Source organism: Rhodobacter sp. NTK016B (genome assembly GCF_017303295.1).
Taxonomy (GTDB): domain Bacteria; phylum Pseudomonadota; class Alphaproteobacteria; order Rhodobacterales; family Rhodobacteraceae; genus Pararhodobacter.
Window position 1 is genome coordinate 45,723 of record NZ_JAFKOK010000001.1, and the last position, 24,576, is coordinate 70,298.

The window sequence follows — 24,576 nt, forward strand, 5'->3', positions numbered from 1 at the left end:
AAGCCCGGCGATGCGGCTCTTCGCGCTCTGTGCGCTGGTGATGACCGCCTTCGCCGCGAACTCGCTTCTCAACCGCGCGGCGGTCGGGGCGGGGCTGATCGAGGCCCTGCCCTTCGCCCTGATCCGCGTGGTCTCGGGCGCGCTGATGCTGGCGCTCGTGGCGCGCATCCGCAGCTCTGGCGCCGGCAAAGGCCTGCCCGGCCGCGCCAATCTGCTCCCCGCTTTGTGGCTCACGCTCTATCTCGTGGGCTTCTCGCTCGCCTATCTCGCGCTCGATGCGGGGATCGGCGCGCTCATCCTGTTCGCCGTGGTGCAGGTGACAATGCTGGGCGGCGCCGCGCTCGCCGGCGATCGCCCCAGCCCGCGCCGCCTCGCAGGCGCCGCGCTGGCGCTTGCCGGTCTCGCCGCTTTGCTGCTGCCGGGCACGAACGCCGTCCTCGCTCTCTGGCCCGCCGCAATGATGGCGGCCGCAGGGCTTGGCTGGGGTCTCTATTCGCTGGCCGGACGCGGCGCGCGCGACCCGCTCGGTGCCTCAGCCGCGAATTTCGCGCTCGCCACACCGATGGTCGCCCTTGCCTGTCTGGCCATGGGCATCGGCCCGATCACCCCCGGCGGCCTCGGGCTCGCGATCCTGTCGGGGGCGGCGACATCGGGGCTGGGCTACGCGCTGTGGTACGCGATCCTGCCGCAACTCGGCGCCGCGCGCGCTGGCATCGCGCAACTGACCGTACCGGTGATCGCCATCGCCGCCGGCGCCGTGACGTTGGGCGAGACGCTGTCGACCGGCGCTATCGTGGCCTCTGGCATCGTTCTGGCCGGCGTTGCGCTCGCCACCCTGACCCGGCGCCGGTCCTGAACACGCAAAGGGGGGCTGCGCGCCCCCCTTCTTTCTTGCGTACCCCCCCCCCGCGAGCAGCATCAGTACAAAGACGAGTCCCGCGCCATGCGGCCCCCTCATCTTTGATCCGGAAATATCCTCCAGGGGGTCCGGGGAATGGAAAATCCCCCGGTTTACAGCGTCATGATCCGCGCCGAGGCATTGGCGTAATCGTAGCTGCAGCGGACCTCGATCGTCTGTCCGCCGCGATCGACCTGCAGCATCACGTCGCGCGACGCCGCCATACCGTCCGCGCCGGAAACCTCGCGCGTGCCGGCCACGCCCTGCACGCTGAACCCGGCATCGCTGCCCGCGCGCATACAGGCGGTCTCAGCGTCGCTGGCGGCGGGGGTCGTGCCCATCGCGGGCGATGCCGGGGCGGCGGGGGCCGGTGTGCGGGCGTTCGAGCCGATCAGCGGCATGCCACGCCGGAAATCGCGGACCTCGCCGCAGGCCGACAGGGCCGTGATACCGACCAGAAGGCCCATTAACCAGATTTTGCGAGTCATAGCGCTCTCCACCTCAGGGGCCGTTGCGCCCCGTTATTCGTCCGCACCGATCAGGGCGCGGGCGGCGCCACGCGCCGCTTCGGTAATGGTATCACCCGAGATCATGCGGGCAATCTCATCCACGCGCTCATCGGCTGAAAGTGGCGTGACCCGGCTCAGGGTCTGCGCGTTCTCGACCCGCTTTTCGACCCGCCAGTGATGCGCCCCCAAAGCCGCGACCTGCGGCGAATGCGTCACCACCAGCACCTGCGCGCCCTGCGCCAGCGCGCGCAGACGGCGCCCCACCGCATCGGCGGTCGCCCCGCCGACGCCGCGATCGATCTCGTCGAAGATCAGGGTCTGGCTGCCCTCGTCGCCGGTCAGGCAAACCTTGAGCGCCAGCAGAAAGCGCGACAGCTCCCCGCCCGAGGCGATCTTGTTGAGCGCGCCCGCCGGCGCCCCCGGATTGGTCGCCACTTCGAAGGTTACCGCGTCGGCGCCGTCCGGCCCCGGCTCGGCGCGCGCGATCACTGTCTGGAACACCGCGCGCTCCATCTTCAAGGGCGCGAGTTCCGCCGCCATCGCGGTATCCAGTGCCTTGGCCGCTTTCTTGCGTGCCGCTGTCAGCGCCGCGCAGGCCGTGTCGTAGTCTTCCCTCGCCGCCGCTTCGGCCTGGGCGAGCTTCGCCAGACCGTCATCGCCCGCATCGAGCGTCTCAAGCCGCTCGCGCAAAGCCGCCGCATGGGCGCCCAGATCGTCGGGCAAGACGGAATGCTTGCGCGCGAGCCCGCGCAACGCGAACAGCCGTTCCTCGACCCGTTCCAGCTCGGCCGGGTCGAATTGCAGCGCATCAAGACAGCCATCGACCTCGGACGCGGCGTCAGAGAGTTCGGCCATCGCCCGACCCAGCGCCTCGATTGCGGCGTCAAGACGACCCTCAACCCCGTCGGCGGCATCTTCGAGCCAGCGCAGCGCATCCATGGCCAGACGTTCGGCTCCGTCCTCGCCCATCGCCTGACGCGCCCGCGCGACATCGCCCGCGACGCGTTCGGCGCCCTGCATCAGGCGGCGGCTGGTATCGAGTTCGGCCTCTTCGCCCGGCTGCGGATCGAGCTGGTCGAGTTCCTTGACCGCGTGGCGCAGGAATTCCTCTTCGGCCTTGAGAGCCTGCAGCCGGTCGGCGGCCCCTTCGCGCTGGCGACGAATGTCGGAGAGCTTGCGCCACGCGCTGCGGGTGGCGGCGATCAGCGGCTCGGTTCCGGCATAGGCGTCGAGCAGGTGGCGGTGGCCGCGCGGGTTCAAAAGCCCGCGATCATCGTGCTGGCCATGCAGCTCGACCAGCGTGTCCGAGAGCGCGCGCAGCACCTCGCCCGAGGCACGGCGATCGTTGATCCACGCGGTCTTGCGCCCCTCGGCGGTGTTGACACGGCGCAGGATCAGGTCGTCTTCGCAAGGGATGCCCGCCTTTTCCAAAACCTTGCGGCCGGGATGGTCGGGTGACAGGTCGAAGACCGCTTCGACCTCGCCCTGCTGGGCGCCCTGCCGCACAAGATCGGCGCGACCGCGCCAGCCCAGCACGAAACCAAGGCTGTCGAGCAGGATCGACTTGCCTGCCCCCGTTTCGCCGGTGAGCACGTTGAGGCCCGGCTGGAAATCGAGATCCAGCCGGTCGATCAACAACATGTCACGAATGGCCAAGCTGCGCAGCATGGCGAGCGTTGTCCCCGTCAGAGCCAGTCGCCGCGAACGGTCTGGCGGTAGATATCCACAAGCCAGCTCGAGCCTTCGGCCTGATCCGACAGACCGGCGGCGGTGAGCAGGTCGAAACTGTCCTGATAGAACGGGTTCGAGCGGAAGTTGTAACCCAGAATCGCGGCGGCCGTCTGGGCTTCCTGCCGCAGGCCAAGCGCGAGATAGCATTCGACCAGCCGGTGCAGCGCTTCGGGCGTATGGGTGGTGGTCTGGAATTCCTCGACCACGACGCGGAATCGGTTGACTGCGGCCTGATAATTGCCCCGGCGCAGGTAATAGCGCCCGATCTCCATTTCCTTCGCCGCAAGGCGGTCGAAGGCGAGGTCGAATTTCAGCACTGCCGAGCGGGCATATTCGGTGTTCGGATATTGCTCGATCACGATGCGCAGATGCTGCAGCGCCTGGAAGGTCAGGCCCTGATCGCGGCCCACATCCTCGATCTGGTCGTAATAGGTCAGCGCGATGATATAGGCGGCCCAGGCCGCATCGGGATCGCCGGGATATTGATCGAGAAAGCGCTGCGCGGTGGCGCGGGCTTCTTCGTAATCGCCGTTCCGGTGCATCGCATAGGCCTGCATCACGATCGCGCGACGCGCCCAGTCGGTATAGGGATAGATGCGCTCGACTTCGCGGAAATAGCGCAGCGAGGCATCGGCGCGGCGGTTGTTTTCCAGCACATACTCGCCGCGTGCAAAGATTTCCTCGGCGCTGAAGGCGTCGAGCGGTTCGTTATCGCCCACCTCATTTGAGCAGGCGGCCAGTGTCAGGACCAGTGCCCCCGTTACCAGCAGCGACGCCCCTTTGCGAAAGCCGGGCTTCTTGCCGCTGCCGACCATGCCGTGCCTCATTCCTGTCACGTCCCTGTTTCGTCGCGCCTGTGCGGTCACGTCCGTATGCTTACGGCCCGCACCGGGCCGAATCCGCGCCACCCGGGAAAGCGGGCGCGCGCCGGGGTCTCGTAGCACGTTTACCGGGCACACGCAAAACGCCTTTGCGCGGAAAAGTGCCGGGGATGGCGGGGGCTTGCAGGCCGCGCGACGAAGGCCACCGGCTGCCCGCTCTGGCTGAGGTTCGGGCTGTGGTTCTGGCGATTGCTCAGGCGGTAGCGAGCAGATCCTCGGCGCTGACACCGGCGCCGGGCATGGAATGCGCGCTGGCCCCGTCGACCACGACCCAGTCCCATGCCGAACGGTCGGCCAGCAGCGCCCGCACAAGGCGGCCGGTCAGGGTGTGACCGGCACGGTGGCCGACATAGCGACCGATGATTGGCGCACCCGCGACGGCAAGGTCGCCCATCGCATCAAGCATCTTATGGCGCACCGGCTCGTCCGAGCGACGCAGACCGCCGGGGCTGAGCACGGCGCCGCCTTTGACGACGACGGCGTTCTCATAGGTGCCCCCCAGCGCAAGGCCGTTGGCCCGCATCCGGTCGACATCTTCCTGCCGGCAGAAGGTGCGGCAATCGCTGAGTTCACGCACGAAGGCGCCGTTACACAGGTCAAGCTCACAGGTCTGGTGGCCGATGGCGGCGTCGGGGAAGTCGATCTCGAAGGCGATCGACAGATGCGAGGCGGGCTCAAGCCGGGCCCACGCGTCGCCCATGCGAACCTCGACGGGCTTGCGCAGCCGGATGGCGCGAAGCGGTGCGTTCTGTTCACGGGCGCCGACCGCAACAAAAGCGGTGACGAACGGGCGCGACGACCCGTCGAGGATCGGCACTTCCGGCCCGTCAAGCGTGATGCGCGCGTTATGGATGCCGCACCCGGCCAGCGCTGCCATCAGATGCTCGATGGTTGCCACGGTCACGCCGTATTCATTGCCGATCTTGGTGCAGAGATTGGCTTCGATCAGTTGCTCAGGCCCGACCTTCACGCGGCATTCGCGCAGCGGGCGGTCCAGATCGAGACGGTGAAACACCACACCATGGCCGGGCGCCGCAGGGTGCACGGTCAGGGCGACGGGCAGGCCCGAATGAAGGGCGGTGCCCTCGAAACGGACGGATGTCGACAAGGTGGTTTGCACGAAGGGTTCCTCGACGGGGACGGCGCCCGTTCGGGCTGCACAATTCATCTGCTCAGGTACTGAGGTTAATATGAACCGTCTTCGCGATCCTCAAGTCACGCTTTGTAACACGATGTAACAGAGGTCTCACGCATGCGCGAGTTTCCGCGCAGGCCAGACAAGGAGCACCTAAACCATTGCCACAAAAAGAAAAAGGGCCGGTTCGAAACCGACCCTTTTCCAATCATGTTACAGCGATGTGATCGCGGATTCCGCTCAGTTCGCCTGCCGGCGCAGGAAAGCGGGGATCTCGATCTGGTCCTGCGAATGCTGCTGGGCCTCATCCTCGTAATCGTGGCGCACGGCGCGGTTGCCGGAAACCGGCGCTTCCTGACGTGTGCCGCCCCCGTGGCCGACGCCCGCCATGCGGTGGATCAGGCCACCCAGGCCACGGCGCTGTTCGGGCTGCGGTGCGGGCTGCTGGCGCACCGGAGTCGGCGCGCGATGCGCGGCGGCGGGGCGCTCGGGCTGCTTGCTGACCGCTTTCTGCAGACGCTGCAGGGTCTCGGGGCTGGGCTCACCGGCGGTGCGGGGCTGACGGCCATAGCTTTCCGGCTGCGGCGCGGGCTGCACCATCTCGGGCGCGCGGTTCATGCCGCGGCGCGCGGGCTGGCGGGTTTCATCACCCAGCACGTCTTCGAGGAAGAAGTCTTCCTGAACCGGTTCCGGCTGCGGCGCGGCGCGCATTTCCGGACGCGGCTCGGCGCGGTGTTCCGCGCGAGGCTCATGCCGCATCTCGGGACGCGGCTCGCGATAGACCGGCTCGTTGTGCTGGGCATAGGTCTCGGGCGCATCGTAGCGCTGCGGGGCCGGTTGCGCGGCTTGCTGCGGCTCGTGCTCGTATTCGAACGAGTCGTCGTATTGCGCGGGCGCTTCGGCGGCCTCGTAGCTCTGGTAGCCGTTATTGTCGTAGCCGTGATCCTGCTGCTCGGCCTCGTAAACGGGCTCGGGCGCGGGTTCGGGCGCCGGCTGCTCGACCAGAAGCGGCTCGGCCAGACGGCGGCGCGGCACTTCGGCGGTGACAGGCTGGGCCTCGATACCGGTGGCGACGACCGAGACGCGGATCGCACCTTCCATCTCGGGGTCCAGCGTCGAGCCGACGATGATGTTGGCTTCGGGGTCAACCTTGTTGCGGATGAGGTTCGCAGCCTCGTCCAGCTCGAACAGGGTCAGGTCGTGACCGCCGGTGATGTTGATCAGAACGCCCTTGGCGCCATTGAGGCTGATTTCGTCCAGAAGCGGGTTGGCGATCGCCTTTTCGGCGGCCTGACGCGCGCGGTCTTCGCCCGCGGCCTCGCCGGTGCCCATCATCGCCTTGCCCATCTCGTCCATCACCGCGCGAACGTCGGCGAAGTCGAGGTTGATCATGCCCGGGCGGACCATGAGGTCGGTGACCCCTTTCACGCCCTGATACAGCACGTCATCGGCCAGTGAGAAGGCTTCGGTAAAGGTGGTGCGCTCATTCGCCAGCCGGAACAGGTTCTGGTTGGGAATGATGATCAGCGTATCGACGACCTTTTGCAGCTCTTCGACGCCGTTTTCGGCCTGACGCATCCGCTTGGCGCCTTCAAAGGCGAAGGGCTTGGTCACGACGCCGACGGTCAGGATGCCCATTTCGCGGGCCGCCTGCGCGATGATCGGCGCGGCTCCGGTGCCGGTACCGCCGCCCATCCCGGCGGTGATGAAGCACATATGCGCACCGGACAGGTGGTCCATGATGTCTTCAAGCGTCTCGGCGGCGGCATTCGCGCCGACCTCGGGACGCGCGCCCGCGCCCAGCCCCTCGGTCGCTTCGACACCCAGCTGAATGCGGGTCGAGGCCTTGGATTGCTGCAGCGCCTGCGCATCGGTATTGGCGACGACGAAATCGACACCTTCGAGGTTCTGGTCGATCATGTTGTTGACGGCGTTACCGCCCGCGCCGCCCACACCGAACACGGTGATGCGCGGCGTCAAATCTTGTGCCTGGGAAACCCCTAGTGTCAGAGCCATTGCCTGTCCGCCTGTTCTTGTTGCCGGATTTTCCGGTCAGATTTTCTGCTCGGTGCCATCCGGTCATTTGATGATTTGCCGAATTAGGACAATCCTAACCCGGCCCCGAGTCGGCGTCATCAAAAAAATTGCCTTCTCGCCCCGTAGTCCCTTATTTTTTCGCGGAAATTTGCCAATCGACTGACAAATGGCAAAGGGGTCAAAATAGGATTTTTTCTACATTCTCAGGCAGTTTTGCGGCGTTCCTAACACGGCCCGCCGCCCGTCACGAAGGGGTTACCAGTTGTCACGGAACCAGCGCATCGCGCGCTTGAGCGGGCGCGAGGCGAAGGCCTGCGCGGGCATGTCGAAATCCCACCATTCGTCCTGCGGATGGGCGGCATACTGGCACAGCCCGACGATGGCCGCGTATTCGGGCCCCGTCGCGGCCTGAGGCAGGCCCGGCACGCGGATCGGACGGCCCAGCCGCACCTGCGGCCCGAGGATCTTCGCCGCCAGCCGATCGAGGCCCGGGATCTGGCTGCCCCCGCCCGTCAGCACGATCTGCTGGCTGGGAAGATGATCGAACCCTGCCACGTCAAGCCGTGCGCGGACCTCTTCAAGGATCTCCTCGACGCGGGGCCGCATGATGCTGATCAGCGCCGAGCGCGTGACGGTGCGACGGTCCTTGTCCCAGTCTCCGCTGTCGCCGCCGATCTCGATATGCTGGCGGTCGTCCTGCCGGGTGGCCACCAGACCGCCATGGAAGGTCTTGATCCGCTCGGCGGTGGAGGACGGCACCTGCAGCGCGATGGCGATGTCCGAAGTGATATGCTCGCCGCCCAGCCGCACGCTGTCGGCGTAGATCATGTGCCCCTTGATGAAGATCGACAGCGTGGTCGTACCGCCGCCCATGTCGATCACGGCGGCGCCCAGTTCCTGCTCGTCCTCGACCAGGGCGGCGCGGCCCGCGACATAGGGCGCGGCGGCAAGGCCCGCGACCTCGACATCGCAGCGCTTGAGGCAATGGACGAGGTTCTGCACCACATCGGCCGAGACGCTGAGCATGTGCATGTCGCAGCCCAGCATCCGTCCCGACTGCCCGCGCGGATCGGCAAGGCCGGTGCGGTGGTCGAGCACGAAGTTCACGGGCTGGGCGTGCAGCGCTTCACGGTCATGGCCGATATCGGGCAGGATGCAGCTGTCGAGCACGCGGGCGATATCGCTTTCAGAGACGCGGTCGCCTTCCAGCTCGACCGCGCCTTCCAGCCCGTAGCTGCGCATATCTCCACCCGAGAAGGTCAGGATCGCGTGATCAACGCGGGTCTGCGCCATCTTCTGGGCATTCTGCAAAGCGGTGCGCACGGCACGCTCGGTCTCGCGCATCGCCGCGATCTCGCCGAACCGGACGCCGCGCGAACAGGTGGTGCCCGCGCCGATCACCCGAAATGCCGCCTGCCCCGCCATATTGCCCACGCCCGAGCCTTCGCGCGGCCCTTCCGAGACGCCGAATTTCAGGATCAGGCACGCCACCTTGTGCGACCCCACATCCATCACCGCGATCACCCCCCGCTGCATGGCCTGCTGGCGGAGGTTACGCTGCGCTCGTTGGGAATCGTAGAACACGGTCATCGGCGGGAGGCTCCGGTATTGAGGGCGGTGTTGGTGAGTTGTTCCAGCGCCGGCTCGGCCAGGCGCAGGGTCGGGCGGGAGGGCGTGCGCATATCCACGCTCACAAGGTCGCGAGACAGCAACTGCTGCACGCTGTTTTCGGTCATGGCGACCACACGGTCGAGCGCGGCGACCGCGCCCTCGGCGGGCAGAAGCACGCGCTGGCCCCGGTCAAGCACAAGGTCCCAGCGCCGCTCGCCCACCCGCACGAGGCCACGCACCCGTTGCCGGATCGGCGCGGCGGCGGCCCAAAGCTCGGCGGCCTCGGCAATCGCGTCGGGCGCACCCGGCCCCACGATCAACGGCAGGTCTGCGCGGGTCACGCGCGAGGCGACGCGGGCGACGCGATGGCCGGTCTCATCGACAAGGAACAGCTCCTGCCCATGACGCCAGACCATGGCCGGGACGCGTTCGACGATGCGGACCTCGAGCACCCCGTCCGAGCGCACCTGCAGCCACGCGCGTTCGACCGCATCGAGCGCCTCGGCCTCGGCGCGCAATTCGGACAGGTCGAGATCCCAGGACGAAACCGGGAAGCGCAGGCCCATCAGCCGCTCGACACCGGTCGCCACTTCGGGCGAGCGCGAAAGCACTTCGAGCGACGACACGCGGAACATCGGCTGGTTGTGGAACCAGTCGGTGGCGGCGGTCACCTGCGCGGCAATCATCTCGCGGTTATCGGGCTTTGAAACCCAGCCCCCCAAAGTCGCGGCGATCAGCAAAAGCGGCAGGCCGATGCAGACGAAGGTCCGCACCAGCGGCGTCAGCCACAGCCGGTTGAGGCGATAAGCCAAGCGGCTGGGCGACGGGTCGAAGCTACGGCGCATGGCGCCGCCATCGACCGCATCGCTCGCGGTCGCGGATTGCGCGCCCATGGTCCAGTTCGCTGTCGCGACGGTTGACTGCGTGCCGGGATAGCTGCGCGGTTCGGCGCGGCGGGTGTCGGCGGATTTCGGGCGCGGCGCCGTGCCCAGAACGGTGCGCATCGCGTCATGGACCGGCAGTGGGCTGGCCGTGTCGCTGCCGGTGGCAAAGCCCCCGCCTTTGCCCGTAGCGTGCCCGCCCGCGCTCCAGGAATCGCGCCCGGTATCCGACCCCGCCCATTCCGCGACTTCATGCGGCAGGTTGCCCAAGGGCGGCTCGGCATCGCGGTCGGGCTGCGCCCCATGGCGCAGGACCGGATCGGGTTCGGGCATCGGCGGCCATGCCCGTTCGGGCAGATCGCTGGGCCATTTCGGCGCGACGGGTCGGTCGCGGCGCAGCGGCCGCCCGGCAGGAAGATCGGGCGCCGTGACCGCGTGCCGGGCGGGCCAGACCCACGGTCCGCGATGCACGGTGTCGTGGGTCGGGGCGTCGGGCTCGTCAACCGGCGGCAGGTCGGACATCAGCGCTGACACGAGGCATCCTCCACCAGCAGGCGGCAAAGCTCGGGGAAGTCGATGCCGCAATGCGCTGCCTGTTCGGGGCTGAGCGAGGTCGCGGTGAACCCGGGCTGGGTATTGGTTTCCAACAGCACCAGCCCGTCGATCCCGCGCGACTCGTCCCAGCGGAAATCGGTGCGGCTGAGGCCCCGGCAACCCAGCGCCTTATGGGCGCGCAGCGAATACGCCATGCAGGCGTCGAAAATCTCGGCCGGGATCTCGGCAGGCACGACGTGGTGCGAGCCGCCTTCCTTGTACTTGGCGTCGTAATCGTACCAGCCCTCGGTGACGATATCGGTCACCGTGAGCGCCCGCGCGCCCTCTTTGGGATCGTCGAGCACCGAACAGGTCAGTTCCCGCCCCGGTGCATAAGCTTCGACCATCACCGTGTCGGGCATCGCGTCGTCAAGCTGCGGCGGGCCGTTATTGTCCGATTGCACGATCCAGACACCGACCGACGAGCCTTCGTTATAGGGCTTCACGACATAGGGCGGCGCGATCACGTGGCGCGCGCGGACCTCGTCCTTGGCGGCAAGCACACTGGCCAGCACCGGCAGCCCGGCGGCGCGGTAAATGTCCTTGGTGCGTTCCTTGTCCATCGCCAGCGCCGAGGCCAGAACGCCCGAATGCGTATAGGGAATGCGCAGCCATTCCAGCAGGCCCTGCACGCAGCCATCCTCGCCCCAGCGGCCATGCAGGGCGTTGAAGCATACATCGGGCTTGAGAGAGTCCAGACGCTCGGGCAGATCGCTGCCCGCGTCAATTTCGACCACGTTGAATCCGGCCACCCGCAGGGCTTCGGCGCAATTGCGCCCCGTTGCCAGCGACACCTCGCGCTCAGCCGAGGGTCCGCCCATCAACACCGCCACTGTGGGGGCTGCCCTGCTCGACATGCCCACCAACTCTGCCTCATCCGGGGTCTTTTGACCCCTGTCTTATTCTTCGCTTCAGGACCTTCTGGGCCCCGTTCGTGCCGCCGGATCTGTTGCCCGATCGGCACCGCGCTTCGGGGTGGCTGCGCCTGTCGTCAGGGAGCCGGATCACCGATGCGCTTGATTTCCCATTCTAGCTCAATCCCGCTGTTTTGGAACACCCTTTTTCGAACTTCCTCGCCCAGCCCCTCCAGATCGGCGGCCGAGGCACCGCCGGTATTGATCAGGAAATTCGCGTGCTTGGGCGACATCTGCGCCCCGCCCCGAGTGGCGCCGCGCATGCCGGCAGCCTCGATCAGGGACCACGCCTTGAGGTCGTGGGTGTCGTCGGCCCTACCAGTAGACGAGAAACCCGCCGGATTGCGAAAGGTCGAGCCCGCCGTGCGGTCCTTGGTCGGCTGGGTCGCGTCGCGTTTGGCAAGCTGCGTCTCCATCCGCCGGGCCAGTTCCTCGGGGTCGCCCTGCGGCGCGCGTAATGTGGCAGAAATGACAACAGCCCCCTCGGGCAAGGCCGATTGACGGTAGGTAAGACCAAGCTCGGCTGCCGGTTTCTCGACGATCTCGCCCGAGCGCAGCACCATCCGCACGCTTTCCAGCCGGTCGGCCACGTATTCGCCGTAACAGCCCGCATTCATCGTCACCGCCCCACCGATCGAGCCGGGGATGGTGCGCAGAAAGGTCAGGTCGCAGCCCGCCTGCGCGGCCTTGCGCGCGACATGGGCGTCCAGCGCGGCGGCACCGGCCACGACGCGGTCCCCGTCGATGCTGATCGCGTTGAAGCCCCGCCCCAGCCGGATCACCACCGCCCGAAGCCCCCCGTCGCGCACGATCAGGTTCGACCCCACGCCCATCGGAAAGACCGGCAGGTCCCCCGGCAAAGCGGCAAGGAAAGCCGCGAGATCGTCCTCGTCCTCGGGCTGGAAGAACCAGTCGGCGGGGCCGCCCACGCGCAGCCAGGTGAGGTCGGAAAGCGGGCGGTCCTGCGTCAGGGTCCCACGCGGGGTAAAGGAGATCTGGGTCATGGCTCTGGAATAGACGGCAGCCCTGCAGGCCGCAAGCGCACCCGCGAGCGATGCGCGAGATTGACGGGAACCAACTGCGCCTCTGCGCGGTTGCCCTTTCAACATCACGACAAAAAAAATTCGGCGGAAACAACAATGAAGAAAGTCATCCCCCTGATGCGCAACATGGGCCCCACACTTGCAGCCGGCACGATTGCCGGTGTCGCGGTTCTGGCGGGTATCCTTGCCGGTGCCTATGACGGCCAGCTTCTGGCCATCGCCAGCGCGGCGGGCATCGCGCTGGCGCTCAGTTTCGAGCTGGCGCTGTGGAGCTGGGCCCTGCCGGGTCAGGACACGCGCGACAATGGCGCCGATACTGTGCTGCGCGCGGCCTCGGCGGCTCAGCCGCGGGAGCGACGCACCGGCGCCCGGCGCTTTGCGCTGCGCCCGGCGATGCAGCGCCGCACGGCCTGATCCGCGCATCACACAGCTCCCTGAAGCGGGCGTTCCGGTGGTTGGTCCGGGGCGCCCGTTTTCCGTTCCAACGGCGCCAGCCCAAGGCCGCATGGGAACTCTTCACCCGCAAGTTGCGTTTCCCTGACAACCCCAAATCACATCGGAGACCCGTTATGATGATCCCCCAAGCGCCCCTCAGATCGACCATGGCGACGGTTGCGGCGGCCTGCGTGGCCGGCGCGGTCGTGATCGCCGGGCTTGCGTATGGCTTTTACGACTGGCGCCTGTTCGTCGCGGCGGCGGTCGCTGGCGTCGTGATCGGCGTGCCCGCCGGTATCTGGATTGCCCACCGCATGCGTGCGACCCCGCCGCTGCCCCGTCCCGAGACTGCCGTGAACGACCCGGACGCCGCGCAGCGCGAAGTCGCGCCGCATCGCGCGCGCCCTTATCCGCCCGCGCCCGATCAGGCGATCACCCCGGCGACGGCGTCGTAAAGAAAACCAGCGGGCGCCCTACGGGGCGTCTGCCTGCTGCGCAGCCCGGCGCTGACGGCGGCGATTGCGGCGTCTGGTTCCCAGCCAGCCGCCCAGCAACGCCCCCAAAGCCGCCGGTGCAGCGAAGAGGAAGGCAAGGACCGCATAGGCGATCCCGTCCCAGCCCGGCGCGCGCTGGCCCATTGCTGCAAGCACGCCGACCGCCACGAGCAGGACGACCACAAGAACCGCAGCCCCCGTGCCACCCCACAGACGTCCGATAACCCAACCGAGCCCGCCGCCCACGAGCAGGGCAAGGCCGAGGATGTACAGGATTTCCGGTTCCATGGGGTGCTCCCCTGCTTTTCCGCTTTCGGATCAGACCTTTGCCAGACGCGCAGGCAAGGCCTGTGCCCAGGCGCTGATGGTCCCCGCGCCCAGACAGACGACCATGTCGCCCGGTCGGGTTTCGGCCCGAACCAGCGCTTCGAGATCGTCTTCACGCGTCAGCGAATGCGCCGAAGGATGGCCATGCGCGCGGATCGCGGCGACAAGGCTGTCGCGGTCGGCGCCCGGGATCGGATCTTCACCCGCGGCATAGACCTCGGCGATGGCAACGACATCGGCCGGATCGAAACAGGTGGTAAACTGGTCGAAAAGCGAGGACAGGCGGGTGTATCGGTGCGGCTGATGCACGGCGATGACGCGCCCCTGCCCGCCCAGCGACTGACGCGCGGCGCGGATCACGGCGGCAATCTCGACCGGATGGTGGCCGTAATCGTCGATCACGGTGACGCCGTTCACCTCGCCCACGCGGGTAAAGCGCCGCCCGACCCCGCCAAAGCCTGCCAGCGCCTGCCGGATCTGGTCGTCCGACATGCCCAGATGCAGCCCGACCGCGACCGAGGCCAGCGCGTTCGAGACATTGTGGTCGCCGGGCATCGGCAATGTCAGACTTTCAATAATCCGACATTCCGATTCGTGGCCGACGGCGATATTGAAATGCGCCTTGCCCTTTTCGAACCTCAGCTCTTCGGCGCGCAAATGTGCTTCGGGCTGGAAACCGAAGGTGACGATCTTGCGGTCATGGATCTTTTCGGCCAGCGCCGCGACCTCGGGATGGTCGGTGCAGAGCACCGCCAGACCGTAGAACGGAATGTCCTGCACGAAGCGGCGAAAGCCCTCGCGCAGCGTGTCGAAACTGCCCCAATGTTCCAGATGTTCGGGGTCGATATTCGTCACGACCGCGATCTCGGTGGGCAGGATGTTGAACGAGCCGTCGCTTTCATCGGCTTCGACCGCCATCCATTCGCCGGCGCCCGCCCGCGCGTTGGTGCCATAGGCATGGATGATGCCGCCATTGACGATGGTCGCGTCGAATTCCCCGCCATCGAGCATCGCCGCCATCATCGTCGTGGTGGTGGTCTTGCCATGTGTCCCGGCCAGCGAAATGCAGCGATGCGGACGCATGATCTCGGCCAGCATCTCGGCCCGGCGGATAACGGGAATGCCGAGGCGCTTGGCCTCGGCATATTCCGGGTTCGAAGGCTTGATCGCGGTCGAGGCGACGACGACGCCCGCGCCGTGAACATGCGCAGCCTCATGGCCCACATGGATTACCGCGCCCAGCGAGGCGAGCCGTTCGGTGATGGCTGAGCCCTTGGCGTCTGAACCCTGCACCTTGTGGCCCTGCCCCAGCAGGATCTCGGCAATGCCCGACATGCCGATGCCACCGATACCGATGAAATGAACCGGGCCAAGGCCCGCCGGAAGACGCGTCGCCGCCATGCTGTCACTCATGCTTTGGGAGGGCCCGCCAGACGCTCGGCCAGATCCGCAAGACGGCTGGCGGCATCGGGAATGCCCAGCTTCATCGCCGCCACCGCCATGCGCGTGGCGCCGTCGGGATGGGTCAGGATCGCCTGCACCTGCTCGGCCAGCGCTTCGGGCGTGAACATGCGCTCGGGCATGAGCACGGCGGCCTCGGCTTCGACCAGCGCGCGCGCATTCGCGGCCTGCTCGCCCCGGATCGCAGCGGCATAGGGTACCAGCACCGAGGGGCGCCCGATCACCGTCAGGTCTGCCACCGTGGACGCGCCCGAGCGCGCGATGACCAGCTGCGCTTCGGCGAAACGGGCGGGAATATCGTCAAAGAACGGCCCCACCTCGGCGGGGATATCCGCAGCCTCGTAGGCCGCTGTGACACGCTCGACATCCTCGGGACGGGCCTGCTGCGAGACGCGCAGATGCTGGCGCAGATCCGCGGGCAGCGAGGCCAGCGCGGCGGGCACGACGTCCGACAGGATCCGCGCGCCCTGACTGCCGCCGATCACAACCAGCGACATCGGATAGGGGCCGGGCGCGATATAGGGCGCGCCCGCGCGCTCGAACACCGCGCCGCGCACCGGGTTGCCGGTATGGTGCCCGGCGATCCCGGCCGGAAGCTCGGTCGGCCATGTTCCGCAGGCTACGGCGCTGACGCGCTTGGCGAAAACCTCGTTCACGCGGCCCAGCACACCGTTCTGTTCGTGGATCAGCCGGGGGATGCGCAGCAGCATGGCCGCCCCCAGCGCCGGGATCGACGGATACCCGCCGAAGCCCGCCACCACCGCCGGTTTGTCGCTAAGCATCGAGAAAACGGCTTTGATGACCCCGCCAACGATGCGAAACGGCACCGCCAGCTTGGCCAGGGCCCCGCCCCGCGCAAAAGTAGCCGAGGAGACGACACGCCGCTCGACCGCCTCGGGGAAACCGTCTGCGTAGCGTGCGCCGCGCGCATCGGTCGACAGGACGACCCGCCAGCCGCGCGCGAGCAATTCCTCGGCGAGCGCCTGTGCGGGGAACATGTGCCCGCCGGTGCCGCCTGCGGCGATTACCGCGAGCGGGCGTTTGCTGTCCGTGGCCTTCGCCATCACCGCCCTCGTGTCTGCAAAATCTCGCCGATCTCACCTTGGGGGCGAGAGCGCGTCAAGGCCAGCAACATTCCTGTCATCAGCCCCATGGCCAGCAAGGACGAGCCGCCCTGGCTGATGAAGGGCAAGGTCATGCCCTTGGCGGGCAGAAGCCGCACGGCCACGCCCATATTGATCATCGCCTGCGCCGAGATCATCGCGGCCAGCCCCGTCCCCGCCATGCGGATGAACGGATCGCGCTCACGCGTCAGCCGCACCAGCGCGCGCAGGCAGATGGTGGCGTAAAGCATGATGATGAATGCCACGAGGATGAAGCCGTATTCCTCGGCCGCAACGGCGATGACGAAATCGGTATGCGCATCGGGCAGCTGCCATTTCACCTGCCCCTCGCCCACGCCCATGCCCCACAGGCCGCCCTCCTGAATGGCCGAGGTGGCGTAGCCGATCTGCGACCGGGCGTCGATCTCGGAGGACAGGAAGGCATCGATGCGCCGCGCGAAGTGTTCCGACGCGCTGTAAGCCACAACGCCGCCGCCCACCACCGCGCCCGCAAGCCCGAGGATGATGACGATCGACGCGCCCGAGACGAAATACATCGCCCCCCAGCCGAACAGCACCAGCGCCGATTGCCCGAAATCGGGCTGGATCACCAACAGGCCAACCGTGGCCAGCGTCACGCCCAGCGACATCAGCCGTCCGGGTGGCGCGTTCAGGTCCTGTCCGGCGGCCAGAAGCCAGCCCGCGGTCACAGCAAGGCATGGCTTGATGAACTCTGAGGGCTGCAGCGTGATGACGCGCAGGTTCAGCCAGCGTGTCGCACCCTTGCCCAGATCGGTCCCCACGAAGGGCAGCGCCAGAAGCAGCACGAAACCGATGGCGAAGCCCAGCACTGCCCAGCGGCGGATCGTCTCGGGGCTGCGCATCGACACGAACAGCATCACGCTGACGCTGACTGCGGCAAAGACCGCGTGGCGCTGGAAATAATAGAACGGCGGCAAATGGTTGCGCGTCGCCAGCGGCGGTGACGAGGCCAGCGCCAGCAACAACCCTATGGCAACAAGAAGAAGAACGCTCGAGATCGTCCAGCGATCGACCGTGCGCCACCAGCGCGACAGCACCGGCTCGCCCGTCTGGGCGGGGATGCTGCCATGAACCATTTCCGTCATGACTGTCCTGCTCGATCTGCCGGTAACCGGCCTGCCTGTTACGCCCGGTATTCCGGGTCGTTACCCGCCATGATAGCGCGCGCAGCCGGACCTGGCCAGTCCCGTTACCGCCCCCGCATTTAGGCTCAGCGGCGACGTGCCCACAGATCGGCGGAATAGAGCACCAGCGCGCCCCATATCATCGGGAACGCCCACAGCTTGGCGCCCTCGAACGGTTCGCCGAACAGGAACACGGCGATCAGGAAGATGCAGGTCGGCGCGATGTATTGCATCAGGCCAATTGTCGTCAGCCGCAGCCGCTTGGCGCCGTTGGCATAAAGCATCAGCGGCACCGCCGTGACCACGCCGCACCCCATCAACAGCGCAATGTCGCGCCCGCCCGTGGCGCCGAATGCCAGCGTGCCCTCCCCGCCCAGCCAGCCCAGATAGCCCAGCGCAAAGGGCGACAGCAGCATCACCTCCAGCGCGAAGCTCTGGTTCGGGCCGATGGGCAGCGCCCGCTTGGCCAGCGCGTAAAAGCCCCAGCTCACCGTCAGTGCCAGAGACAAGATCGGCAGGCGCCCGGCCTCGATGGTCAGGATCACCACCGCCAGCGCAGCCAGCGCCACCGCCGCCCATTGCAGCGGCGAAAGTCGCTCGCGCAGCACCAAAGCCGCCAGCAAGACCGAGAAGATCGGGTTGATGTAATAGCCCAGCGCCGCCGACATCGCCTGCCCCGAGGCGATGGAATACAGATAAACACCCCAGTTGCACGAAACCAGCGCGGCGGTCAGCGCCGCCATGCCCAGCATCCGGACATCACGCATCGCCCGCCCCAGGCTGCGCAGCCGCCCCGTGGCCCACAGCACCGCCAGCGCCAGCGGCACCGACCAGATAACACGATGCGCCAGAACCTCGGGCACCGCGACATGATCGAGCAGCCGCAGGTAAAGCGGCAGCGCGCCCCAGAGCAGATACGCCGACAGCGCCAACAGGAATCCGGCCAGCGAATCGCCGTCCAGCGCGCGGGAATCGTCAGCCGGTTCTGGCCGGAGCGAAGCGGTCAGGGGCGCCTGCGTCGCGCGCATCTTTGTTCTCCAAATATCCCGAGGGGGGCGTGCGACAGCACGCGGGGGGCGAGCAGCCCCCCTCCCCGATCGACATCCGGACTTACGCCCCGAGCAAGCCCTGCACAAGTGCAGTAAAATGCGCGCCGCGTTTCTCGAAATCCGGATATTGATCGAAACTTGCCGCCGCCGGGGCCAGCAGCACCACATCGCCCGGCTCGGCCTCGGCGCTGGCGCGGGCGACGGCATTCTCCATCGTCTCGCAGATCTCGTGCGGGGTGGCGCCCAGTTGCAGCGCGAAGTCCCGCGCCGAATGGCCGATCATGTAGGCCTTGACGACAGAGCCCAGATGCGGCGCCAGCGAAGCGATGCCGCCGTCCTTGCCCAAGCCCCCGGCGATCCAGCGGATGCGCGGGAAGGCCTGCAGCGCCTTGGCCGCCGAATCGACATTGGTGGCCTTGGAATCGTTGACGAACCGCACGCCGTCGCGCTCGCCCACCAGTTGGCTGCGATGCGGCAGGCCCTGAAAGCTGGCCAGCCCCGCCTCGATCTGTCGGGGCGCCAGACCCAGAGCGCGCACGGCGGCATAGGCTGCGCAGGCATTCTGGTGGTTATGCGCGCCCGGCAGACCCGCCAGCGGGCGCAGGTCGATGGCATGGACCTGCCGCCCGCCACGCCATTCGCCCAGAAAGCCCTTGCGCGCCGCGACAGACCAGCCCGGCCCCTGCAGCTTCTGCCCCGACGAGATGCGGATCACCCGGCTATCGGCGGCGCCCTGCCCCAGCTGCATGGCAAGATAACGGCCCTCGGCCTCGTCGACACCGATCACCGCGCGTTCGGGCGCGCCCTCGGAAAAGAGCCGCCGCTTGGCCGCGAAATAGCCGCCCATGCCGCCATGTCGGTCCAGATGGTCGGGCGAGAGATTGGTGAAGACCGCGACATCGGGGGCAAGACGGCGGGCAAGGTCGGTCTGGTAGCTCGACAGCTCAAGCACCACGACCCCGTCTTCGCCCGGCAGGTCGATGGACAGAACGCCGGTGCCGATATTGCCCGCCATGCGCACCTCGCGCCCGGCCTCTTCCAGCAGGTGCGCGATCAGCGCGGTGGTGGTGCTTTTGCCGTTCGAGCCGGTGACGCAGACCACGCGCGGCGCGTCGTCATTGTCGCCTAGCGCCTGAAAGAACAGCGAGATGTCATTGTCGACCGGAACGCCCGCCGCGCTGGCGGCGGCGATGACGGGATGGGGCGCGGGGTAGAGATGCGGGATGCCGGGCGAGGTGATGAGCGCGGCAAGATCCTCGACCGCGCCGGGTTTCGTCAGATCCACCGGCGTGAAGCCCTCGGCCTCGGCCTTGGCGCGGCCTTCGGGGCTGTCATCCCAGGCGCAGACCTCGGCCCCACCCGCCTTGAGCGCGACGCAGGTCGCAAGCCCCGAGCGCCCGAGACCCAGAACGCCCACACGGCGGCCTTCAAACCCTTGAACAGCAATCATTTCCCATACCCCGTCCGGTGATGGCCGAACGCTATCGCAGGGCGCTGCAAAGCACCAGAGGCGCTGCGTGTTTCGAACGAAAGGGGGGAAAGTGGCGCGGTTGACGGGGCTCGAACCCGCGACCCCCGGCGTGACAGGCCGGTACTCTAACCAACTGAGCTACAACCGCGCGTAGGGGGTCATCTAGAGGGCGCGCCGGGGGGCGTCAAGCGGGAAATGTGACTTCGGGCGGACGAAGTTGCACGGTCGGGTTCAGCCCCGACGCGCCCTCTTGATGACCCCTACGCGCGACTTGGTAAAGGCCCGCGCCACATCGGCCCGGGTCAGGCCCATATCGGCCAGCCTTTCATCGGGCATGTCGCGCAGTTTCATCTTCTGGCGGAAGTTGGCGTCGATCTCGAACAGCCAGTCAAGCAGGCGCCCTCCGGTCGAGCGGCGGGGCGCCATTGTGCGGGTGGCGGCGGGGGTGTTGGTGTCGAGGACGGTCATGGCACTCTCCGGTTCGGGTTGCGATGAAGACAGCATGCCCCTGCCCCGCAAAGCCGCCGTCAGAGCGGCGCGCAAAGCCCCGCCTTCAGCGCAAGAATTCCGTAAAATCGGCGCGTTGGACGGGGCTCGTTGAGGCTTCGCCGGATCGCGCGCGGGGAAGATGCGTTGACCCTTCCGCCTTGCCGAGCTCTTATCGGCCCATGAGCACCGCGATCCTGCTTCATCTGCACGGCCTGTTGCGAATCGAGCGCGACGGTGCGCCCGTCGCGGGGCTGCCGCGGCGGGGACAGGGCTTGGTGGCGTATCTCGCCTGTCAGCCCGGTATGCGCGCCGAGCGCGGCTTCATCGCCGATCTGCTCTGGTCGGACCGCGCCGAGGAACAGGCGCGCGCCTCGCTCCGGCAGGAATTGTCGGTGCTGCGGCGGCATCTGCCGGGGATCGTGGGCGCGAACCGGCAGCATGTCTGGCTGGACAGCGATCGCGTGACACTGGCCCCCGGAAAGGGCGAATTGCTGCAGGGCTTCGACCTGCCCTCGGAAGGGTTCGAAGACTGGCTGCGCGCCGCACGACAGAGCGGGTCGGATGCCGCCCCCGCGCCCATCGCCCCCGAAGGCATACCCGCCTTCGCCGCCCGCGACCGTCCGATGCTGGCCGTCCTGCCCTTTGACGAGCTTGGCGCCGCGCAGGACGACATGTTCGCCGACGGCGTGGTTGAAGAGATCACCGGCGCGCTGAGCCGCGTGCACGATTTCCACGTCATCGCCCGGCAATCGGCCTTTGCCCTGCCCGGCGGCCCGGTCTCGGCCACGCAGGCGGCTTCGGTTCTGGGGGCGGATTACGTGGTCGAGGGCAGCGTGCGTCGCGCGGGCGAGCGGGTGCGCATCAGCGTGCAGCTTGTCGCGGGCGAGGACGGGCGCACGCTGTGGACCGAGCGTTTCGATGACCGGCTGGACGACCTGTTCGACCTGCAGGACCGCATCGCGCAGAAGGTCGCGGGCCAGTTGTCACCCAGCCTGCGCGCCGCCGAAATCGCCCGCGCGCGCAGCCACGCACCTGAAGATCGCTCGGTCTATGAACTCTACCTGACCGCGCTGCCGAAATTCTGGATCAGCACCAAGCCCGCGATCGAAGAGGCTATCGCGCTGCTCGACACGGCCTTGGCGCGCGACGCCGATTACGTCCCTGCGCTGGCCTTCAAGGCTTGGGCACATGCCAGTCTGGCAGTCTATATGTGGTCGACCACGCCCGAGGCCGAATTCGACCGCGCACTGACCCTCGCCAACCATGCGGCGGCGCTGGCCGGCGATCACGCGCCATCGCTGGTGGCGGTGTCGGGCGCCTATGCCTTTTGCGCCGAGGATGCGGCCTTGGGGCGCGATTTCGCGCTGCGGGCGCTCGCTATCGATCCCAACAATGCGTGGGGCTGGATGCGGCTGGGCTGGGCGCGGTTCTACGAAGGCGATCTCGACGGCGTACTGACCGCCATCGACCGCGCTGAATCGCTCAGCCCGCTGGACCCGTTCCGCTTCAACATGATGCTCGCCCGCGCGGCAGCGATGCGCGAGCGTGGCGCCGTCACCGAAGCCATCGCGCTGACCCGCGAGGCGATGCGCGCCAAGCCCGACCTGACATGGGCACGGCGCACGCTGATCGGCACGCTGCTGGCCGGGGGGCTGGATGATGAGGCGGCGGAAGAGATGAAGCGCCTGATGGCCGATCACCCCGATGTCACGCCCGAAATGTTCCTGCAGGCAAGCCCGCGTGCACTGCGGCAAGGGTCGCATGGGCAGGTCTATCTCGACCGGTTCCAAAGCCTGGGAATGTCGGCCCTGCGCTTCGGCCCCAAGGGGTGATTTGCAAGGGCTGATTTGCGCTCAGGGCAAAAAGAAAGGCCCCTGAGGGGCCTTGAGGAAGCTTAATGGCGCGGTTGACGGGGCTCGAACCCGCGACCCCCGGCGTGACAGGCCGGTACTCTAACCAACTGAGCTACAACCGCGCGTAGGGGGTCATCTAGAGGGCGCGCCGGGTGAGGTCAATCCCAAAATTGCGCCAATCTGCGTCATGCCAATCTTGCGCCGCGCCTATGCCAGCCGCCGACGCTCGCGCCACGAGTTCCAGCCCAGAAGCGCCAGATAGGCGAGGTCCGACAGCGCCAGCACGATCCACGGCCGCGAGATCAGCGCGCCCGCATAGACCACCATCGCCACCATCACCAGCACCGCCCGCTTGCGCGGAATGCGCACCGATTTGAGCGACGGCGTCGGCAGGCGCGAGATCATCAAGAGCCCCACGCTGCCCACATAGACCCCGGCGGCGACCGGGATCTCGCGCAGGTCGATCCAGCCCGCCAGCGTCAGGTAGATGGGCAAAAGCGCCAGCATCGCCCCCGCGGGTGCCGGGACACCGACGAAATGCGCCCGTCCCGGCGGCGGCGGCGCGTTGCGGTTGACGTTGAAGCGCGCAAGCCGAAGGCAGGCGCACAGCACATAGACCAGCACAAGAAGCCATCCCAGCCCCGGCCAGCCCTGCAGCACGAAGATATAGACAAAGAGACCGGGCGCCACGCCGAAGCAGACGAAATCGCTGAGCGAATCGAGCTCGGCGCCGAAATGGCTGGCGGCATTGAGCTTGCGCGCCAGCAGCCCGTCGATCCCGTCGATGAGCGCGGCCAGAACCAGCAGCCCCGCCGCCGCCTCGAACGACCCCGACAGGGCGTAACGCATCGAGGTCAGGCCCGCGCAAAGCCCCAGCAGAGTGACGATGTTGGGCAACAGCTGCACCAGCGGCAGTGAACGGCGGTCGGCCTGTTCCGCGCCGGTTTCATCCAATCCGGTATCGGGGGCCTCGGGCGTTTCGTTGTTTGGGGACTGCTCTGTCATGGTTAGCGGATCTCTGCCATGCGGCGCGGCTCATCCGTCGTCAGATCGGCCAGCACCGTCTCGCCTGCGACCATCGCCTGCCCCAGCGACACCAGCGGCTCGACCCCTTCGGGCAGATAGACATCCAGCCTCGAGCCGAAGCGGATCATGCCGAAGCGCTCACCCGTTTCCAGCACGTCGCCCGGCTTCACGTCGCAGACGATACGCCGCGCCACCAGACCGGCGATCTGCACCACGGCCAGCTGCCGCCCGTCGGCCATGCGCAACGCCACGGAATTGCGCTCGTTATCGACCGAAGCCTTGTCGAGCGACGCATTCAGGAACTTGCCGGGCCGGTAGCCGACCGCCGTGATCTCGCCGGCGATGGGCAGCCGGTTCACATGGCAGTTGAAGACATTCATGAAGACGCTGACCCGCGTGAGCGGCGTCTCGCCCATGCCCAGCTCGGCGGGCGGCGCGGCGGGTTCGATGAGCGAGACGACGCCATCGGCGGGGCTGACGATCAGCCCGTCGCGCGTGGGCGTCTGACGGTCGGGATCGCGGAAGAAGTAATAGCACCAGATCGTCAGGATGACGCCCAGCCAGCCCAGCGGCTGCCAGATCAGGAACAGGACCAGCGTGACGGCGGCGAAAATCCCGATGAAGGGATAGCCCTCGCGGTGCACCGGCTTGATGACGGCGTTTAGGATCGAATCATGCGACGGCTCGGGCATCGGGTCTCCTTGGGATGCGTACAGAATGTTCTAGCCCGATCGCGCGCCAAGGCAAAACCGCCATCGCAGCGTAACCGGCAAAGATTGAACGTTGATTACCGGGCTTCACGCCCCTTGCAGGCGCGATTCGATCAGCGCCGCAGCCTGCGCGACGGCGGCCTCGACGCTCAGATCCGAGGTGTCCAGAAGCACCGCGTCCGGGGCCGGTTTCAGCGGCGCATCGGCGCGGTTCATGTCGCGCGCGTCGCGCTCTTTCACCTCGGCCAGCACCTGCGCCGCGTCGCCGCCCACTTCCAGCCAGCGGCGATGCGCGCGCACTTCCGGGCTGGCGGTGACGAACAGCTTCACCTCGGCCTCGGGGCAGATCACCGTGCCGATATCGCGCCCGTCCAGAACCGCGCCGCCCTCTCGCCGGGCGAAGTCGCGCTGAAAGGCCACCAGCGCCGCGCGCACCTCGGGGATCGCCGCGACCCGGCTCGCCGCGGCCCCGGCTTCGAGACTGCGCAGATCGCCGCGCGCCAGATCGGCGGGCTCCAGCCCCCGCGCCGCCGCCACCGCGTCGCCGCCCTTGGCGCCGACCGCGCGGTACAACAGCCCGGTATCCAGATGCGCCAGCCCGAAGCGCGCGGCCAGCGCCTTGCTGATCGTGCCCTTGCCCGCCGCCGCCGGGCCGTCCACTGCCACCGTGAAGATCATCGCATTCCCCAATCTTGCGCCCTTCTACCCGGCCCGGGCGCGGCGGGAAACCCGCCCCATCTTTGTTCCACAAATATCCC

Annotated in this window: 23 protein-coding genes and 2 tRNA genes; 4 read left to right on the forward strand and 21 right to left on the reverse strand. The window is 67.5% G+C overall.

Features of this window, described 5'->3' with window-relative positions; genetic code table 11:
* Positions 1–10: 10 nt before the first annotated feature.
* A complete protein-coding gene (locus JI664_RS00260) occupies positions 11–856 on the forward strand; it encodes a DMT family transporter (protein ID WP_207011704.1) in 846 nt (281 codons plus the stop codon).
* Between the two features lie 155 nt (positions 857–1,011).
* On the opposite strand, the gene JI664_RS00265 is transcribed toward JI664_RS00260, so the two are convergent.
* From JI664_RS00265 to murB, 9 genes are all read right to left on the reverse strand, one after another.
* The gene (locus JI664_RS00265) at positions 1,012–1,386 is read right to left on the reverse strand and encodes a hypothetical protein (RefSeq protein ID WP_207011705.1); all 375 of its coding nucleotides are present in this window, start codon (positions 1,384–1,386) and stop codon (positions 1,012–1,014) included.
* Between the two features lie 33 nt (positions 1,387–1,419).
* Positions 1,420–3,075 carry a DNA repair protein RecN gene (recN, locus tag JI664_RS00270; RefSeq protein WP_207011706.1) on the reverse strand — a complete coding sequence of 552 codons (1,656 nt, stop codon included), beginning with the start codon at positions 3,073–3,075 and terminating at the stop codon, positions 1,420–1,422.
* A 17-nt stretch (positions 3,076–3,092) separates the two neighbouring features.
* Positions 3,093–3,953: an outer membrane protein assembly factor BamD gene (locus tag JI664_RS00275; protein WP_207011707.1), complete on the reverse strand. Its 861-nt coding sequence runs from the start codon at positions 3,951–3,953 to the stop codon at positions 3,093–3,095.
* A 259-nt stretch (positions 3,954–4,212) separates the two neighbouring features.
* Positions 4,213–5,139 carry a UDP-3-O-acyl-N-acetylglucosamine deacetylase gene (lpxC, locus tag JI664_RS00280; RefSeq protein ID WP_207011708.1) on the reverse strand — a complete coding sequence of 309 codons (927 nt, stop codon included), beginning with the start codon at positions 5,137–5,139 and terminating at the stop codon, positions 4,213–4,215.
* A gap of 255 nt (positions 5,140–5,394) precedes the next feature.
* Entirely contained in the window at positions 5,395–7,170 is a 1,776-nt protein-coding gene (gene ftsZ, locus JI664_RS00285; RefSeq protein WP_207011709.1) for a cell division protein FtsZ, read from the reverse strand.
* Positions 7,171–7,446: 276 nt separating this feature from the next.
* On the reverse strand, positions 7,447–8,781 hold the full coding sequence (ftsA, locus tag JI664_RS00290; protein ID WP_207011710.1) for a cell division protein FtsA: 1,335 nt from the start codon (positions 8,779–8,781) through the stop codon (positions 7,447–7,449).
* A complete protein-coding gene (locus JI664_RS00295; RefSeq protein ID WP_207011711.1) occupies positions 8,778–10,217 on the reverse strand; it encodes a cell division protein FtsQ/DivIB in 1,440 nt (479 codons plus the stop codon). Before JI664_RS00295 ends, ftsA begins: the two co-directional genes overlap by 4 nt.
* The gene (locus tag JI664_RS00300) at positions 10,205–11,098 is read right to left on the reverse strand and encodes a D-alanine--D-alanine ligase (protein WP_414707702.1); all 894 of its coding nucleotides are present in this window, start codon (positions 11,096–11,098) and stop codon (positions 10,205–10,207) included. The genes JI664_RS00295 and JI664_RS00300 overlap by 13 nt, the downstream gene beginning before the upstream one ends.
* A 170-nt stretch (positions 11,099–11,268) precedes the next feature.
* Positions 11,269–12,195, reverse strand: a complete 927-nt coding sequence (gene murB, locus JI664_RS00305) for a UDP-N-acetylmuramate dehydrogenase (protein WP_207011713.1) — start codon at positions 12,193–12,195, stop codon at positions 11,269–11,271.
* Between the two features lie 135 nt (positions 12,196–12,330).
* Between murB and JI664_RS00310 the strand changes: the two genes are divergently transcribed.
* Together JI664_RS00310 and JI664_RS00315 are read left to right on the forward strand one after the other, a co-directional pair.
* Entirely contained in the window at positions 12,331–12,648 is a 318-nt protein-coding gene (locus tag JI664_RS00310) for a hypothetical protein (RefSeq protein WP_207011714.1), read from the forward strand.
* Positions 12,649–12,803: 155 nt separating this feature from the next.
* Positions 12,804–13,124, forward strand: a complete 321-nt coding sequence (locus JI664_RS00315) for a hypothetical protein (protein WP_207011715.1) — start codon at positions 12,804–12,806, stop codon at positions 13,122–13,124.
* An 18-nt stretch (positions 13,125–13,142) separates the two neighbouring features.
* On the opposite strand, the gene JI664_RS00320 is transcribed toward JI664_RS00315, so the two are convergent.
* The 8 genes from JI664_RS00320 to JI664_RS00355 all read right to left on the reverse strand — a co-directional run bounded on the left by JI664_RS00320 (position 13,143) and on the right by JI664_RS00355 (position 20,208).
* Positions 13,143–13,451, reverse strand: a complete 309-nt coding sequence (locus JI664_RS00320; protein WP_207011716.1) for a hypothetical protein — start codon at positions 13,449–13,451, stop codon at positions 13,143–13,145.
* A 30-nt stretch (positions 13,452–13,481) separates the two neighbouring features.
* Positions 13,482–14,891 carry a UDP-N-acetylmuramate--L-alanine ligase gene (gene murC, locus JI664_RS00325; protein ID WP_207011717.1) on the reverse strand — a complete coding sequence of 470 codons (1,410 nt, stop codon included), beginning with the start codon at positions 14,889–14,891 and terminating at the stop codon, positions 13,482–13,484.
* Positions 14,892–14,899: 8 nt separating this feature from the next.
* Complete coding sequence (locus tag JI664_RS00330) at positions 14,900–16,015, reverse strand: UDP-N-acetylglucosamine--N-acetylmuramyl-(pentapeptide) pyrophosphoryl-undecaprenol N-acetylglucosamine transferase (RefSeq protein WP_207011718.1); 1,116 nt, start codon at positions 16,013–16,015, stop codon at positions 14,900–14,902.
* Entirely contained in the window at positions 16,015–17,181 is a 1,167-nt protein-coding gene (locus JI664_RS00335) for an FtsW/RodA/SpoVE family cell cycle protein (RefSeq protein ID WP_207011719.1), read from the reverse strand. The genes JI664_RS00330 and JI664_RS00335 overlap by 1 nt, the downstream gene beginning before the upstream one ends.
* A gap of 125 nt (positions 17,182–17,306) precedes the next feature.
* On the reverse strand, positions 17,307–18,248 hold the full coding sequence (gene rarD, locus JI664_RS00340) for an EamA family transporter RarD (protein ID WP_207011720.1): 942 nt from the start codon (positions 18,246–18,248) through the stop codon (positions 17,307–17,309).
* Positions 18,249–18,330: 82 nt separating this feature from the next.
* Positions 18,331–19,719, reverse strand: coding sequence for a UDP-N-acetylmuramoyl-L-alanine--D-glutamate ligase (murD, locus tag JI664_RS00345; RefSeq protein ID WP_207011721.1), 1,389 nt, complete (start codon positions 19,717–19,719; stop codon positions 18,331–18,333).
* Between the two features lie 92 nt (positions 19,720–19,811).
* A tRNA-Asp gene (locus JI664_RS00350) sits at positions 19,812–19,888 on the reverse strand.
* An 83-nt stretch (positions 19,889–19,971) separates the two neighbouring features.
* A complete protein-coding gene (locus JI664_RS00355) occupies positions 19,972–20,208 on the reverse strand; it encodes a hypothetical protein (protein ID WP_207011722.1) in 237 nt (78 codons plus the stop codon).
* Positions 20,209–20,408: 200 nt separating this feature from the next.
* On the opposite strand from JI664_RS00355, the gene JI664_RS00360 reads away from it, so the two are divergent.
* Positions 20,409–22,061, forward strand: coding sequence for a tetratricopeptide repeat protein (locus JI664_RS00360; RefSeq protein ID WP_207011723.1), 1,653 nt, complete (start codon positions 20,409–20,411; stop codon positions 22,059–22,061).
* 66 nt (positions 22,062–22,127) lie between these two features.
* Here the strand turns inward: JI664_RS00360 and JI664_RS00365 are convergent.
* The 4 genes from JI664_RS00365 to JI664_RS00380 form a co-directional block, all read right to left on the reverse strand.
* Positions 22,128–22,204 (reverse strand) — tRNA-Asp (locus JI664_RS00365).
* Positions 22,205–22,289: 85 nt separating this feature from the next.
* The gene (pssA, locus tag JI664_RS00370; RefSeq protein ID WP_207011724.1) at positions 22,290–23,087 is read right to left on the reverse strand and encodes a CDP-diacylglycerol--serine O-phosphatidyltransferase; all 798 of its coding nucleotides are present in this window, start codon (positions 23,085–23,087) and stop codon (positions 22,290–22,292) included.
* 2 nt (positions 23,088–23,089) lie between these two features.
* Positions 23,090–23,800, reverse strand: a complete 711-nt coding sequence (locus tag JI664_RS00375) for a phosphatidylserine decarboxylase (protein ID WP_207011725.1) — start codon at positions 23,798–23,800, stop codon at positions 23,090–23,092.
* 105 nt (positions 23,801–23,905) lie between these two features.
* Positions 23,906–24,496, reverse strand: a complete 591-nt coding sequence (locus JI664_RS00380; RefSeq protein ID WP_109533147.1) for a (d)CMP kinase — start codon at positions 24,494–24,496, stop codon at positions 23,906–23,908.
* Positions 24,497–24,576: the final 80 nt, after the last annotated feature.